This window comes from Halomonas sp., assembly GCF_041689495.1.
Lineage (GTDB): Bacteria > Pseudomonadota > Gammaproteobacteria > Pseudomonadales > Halomonadaceae > Halomonas.
The window spans coordinates 1-2008 of the sequence record NZ_JBDNGD010000109.1; the positions used below are offsets into that span (position 1 = coordinate 1).

General features: G+C 63.6%; 4 protein-coding genes and 2 pseudogenes. 1 reads left to right on the forward strand and 5 read right to left on the reverse strand.

Going from position 1 to position 2008, the window contains the following annotated elements; genetic code table 11:
- The first annotated feature begins 133 nt into the window (after positions 1-133).
- The gene (locus tag ACESMD_RS03400; protein ID WP_372610333.1) at positions 134-520 is read left to right on the forward strand and encodes a DUF302 domain-containing protein; all 387 of its coding nucleotides are present in this window, start codon (positions 134-136) and stop codon (positions 518-520) included.
- Positions 521-753: 233 nt separating this feature from the next.
- Here ACESMD_RS03400 and ACESMD_RS03405 read toward each other — a convergent pair.
- The 5 genes and pseudogenes from ACESMD_RS03405 to ACESMD_RS03425 all read right to left on the reverse strand — a co-directional run.
- A pseudogene (locus tag ACESMD_RS03405) lies at positions 754-855 on the reverse strand (YeeE/YedE family protein); the annotation flags it as partial.
- Positions 856-889: 34 nt separating this feature from the next.
- Positions 890-973 carry a DUF2892 domain-containing protein gene (locus ACESMD_RS03410; protein ID WP_372610337.1) on the reverse strand — a complete coding sequence of 28 codons (84 nt, stop codon included), beginning with the start codon at positions 971-973 and terminating at the stop codon, positions 890-892.
- 32 nt (positions 974-1005) lie between these two features.
- Positions 1006-1152 (reverse strand): hypothetical protein, encoded by a 147-nt coding sequence (locus ACESMD_RS03415; RefSeq protein ID WP_372610339.1) that lies wholly within the window; start codon positions 1150-1152, stop codon positions 1006-1008.
- Positions 1153-1408: 256 nt separating this feature from the next.
- On the reverse strand, positions 1409-1828 hold the full coding sequence (locus ACESMD_RS03420) for a TIGR01244 family sulfur transferase (RefSeq protein WP_372610335.1): 420 nt from the start codon (positions 1826-1828) through the stop codon (positions 1409-1411).
- Between the two features lie 59 nt (positions 1829-1887).
- Positions 1888-2008 (reverse strand): annotated as a pseudogene (locus ACESMD_RS03425) (MBL fold metallo-hydrolase); the annotation flags it as partial.

Below are 2008 nucleotides of genomic sequence, written 5' to 3' on the forward strand. Positions count from 1 at the left end.
CGGCATGTCGGCATTGATCGACCTCATGGCGCGAAAGTCTCGCAATCCGATTGATGCAGCGATCAGCCGATAACCTGGGGCGGTCGTTTCAGACAAAGGCGTGTCGCGAATTTCACAGAGAAGGAGCAAGACCATGAGCTATTATTTTGCCAAGACACTATCCGACAAGGGCTTCGACGACGTGGTCGCTCTGGTGACCGACGCCTTGCAGAATGAGGGCTTCGGCATCCTGACCGAGATCGACGTTCGTGCCACGATGAAGAAGAAACTCGACAAGGACTTCCGCGACTACCGCATCCTCGGAGCCTGTAACCCGCCGCTCGCTCTTCAGGCACTCCAGGCCGAGGACAAGATCGGCACGATGTTGCCCTGCAACGTGATCGTCCAGGCGACCGAGGGCGGCGTCGAGGTGGCCGCCGTTGATCCGGCGGCCTCGATGCAAGCCGTCGAGAATGCCGAATTGGCACGCATCGCTGCAACGGTTCGCGACAGGCTCAAACACGTCATCGAGACGCTGTGACAGCGCAACAGCGCCCAGTCCATGACCGATATAGCGCCGGCCTTTGTCCTGCCAGAGAGGGGCGCGAGCGGTCCTGTCCCGGCCACAGGAATACCATCAGAAAAAAAGCCAGTCAGCGCTAACTGACTGGCATGATGGAATGGCCGGGGCGTTCGTCGGGGACCGTCAGGCGGTAATCAGGCGTCGCGATACACCGGGAGGAACCTGGCCCAGTCGATGATCAGGGAGTAGGCGGAGAAGCCGGCGATGCGACCCAGGGACGCCATCAGCCAGGTGGCCGAGAGGCCGATCAGCACGCCGCCGACCAGCCCTTGCAGACTTGCTGTCAGATCCACGTCGTGGCACCTCCGTCGTTGCAGTGAAGGCTGATCACTTGTCGAACTTGCAGGTATTGATACCCAGCAGGCTGTAGGCCGGGCAGGTCTTCATCAGGCCAGTGGCCAGTGGCAGCACGCCGATCCAGCCCCAGGCACCGATGGTGCCGGTCAGGGCCAGCAGGAGATGTCCCCAAGCCCCGCGACAAGCGCCGAGCCCATCTCCACCAGGTTGTGGCCGGCCGCCTCCACGCCCAGCACATGTCGCAGCTGGCTGGTGACGATCAGGATGCCCGAGGTGGTGACGAAGCCCGAGATGACCGGATGACTGAGTAGGCCAGCGCCTGGGCACCAGCATCAAGGTGACGATCACCGCCGCCACCAGGTCTCGCGCCAGGACATCGCGACGGTAGCCGATCAGGGGAATCCAGCGTGAAGGGGTCATGGGCGTCTCGTCATCTGCGGTAAACCCTGCTCAGTCGCGGCGAGCGGGCCGTGCCAGCCACTCGTGCCTCTTGAGAATGCCGTTCCAGTAGAGCCAGGGCAACTGTTTGGCCTTCAGCCACCAGACCCGTCAGGTCTTGAGCATCTCGCGGATCGGCTGGGGGTCATGGCCGGCGGCATAGGCGGCTGCCAGCAGTGCCGCAATGTCGCAGCCGGCTTCACGGGACCGGGCATGGGCCCAGAGGTGCACGGCCCGCTTGCCAGTCTTGCAGAACGCCAGGATGGGCGCAGGCAACCCATCGAGGGCCTGGCCGAAGGCCTCGATGTCGGCCTCTGCGTATTCGCCCGGCGTCACCGGAATAGAGCGCCATTCAAGGCCCAGTTCGACGGCCCGGGCACTCAGGGCGCGATCGTCGGGATGGTCCTCGGCCTCGCCGGGACGGCGGTTGCAGATCACCGAGCGAAAGCCGCGGCTGGCGATCTCGTCGAGATCGGCGGGCGTCACGGCATCGGTGATGGCGAAGCCGGGTTCGAGTTCGTGGATCTGCATGGGCACTCCTGAGGGGGATGGCGTTTCTGATGGAAGACGTTACACGGGCCGAACCAGGGTCAGAACTTGTTGACCGGCACCTTCAGATAAACCTGACCGTTGTCCTCGGCCGGCGGCATCTCACCGGCGCGCATGTTGACCTGCACCGACGGCAGGATCAGCTTCGGCATGGCCAGGGTC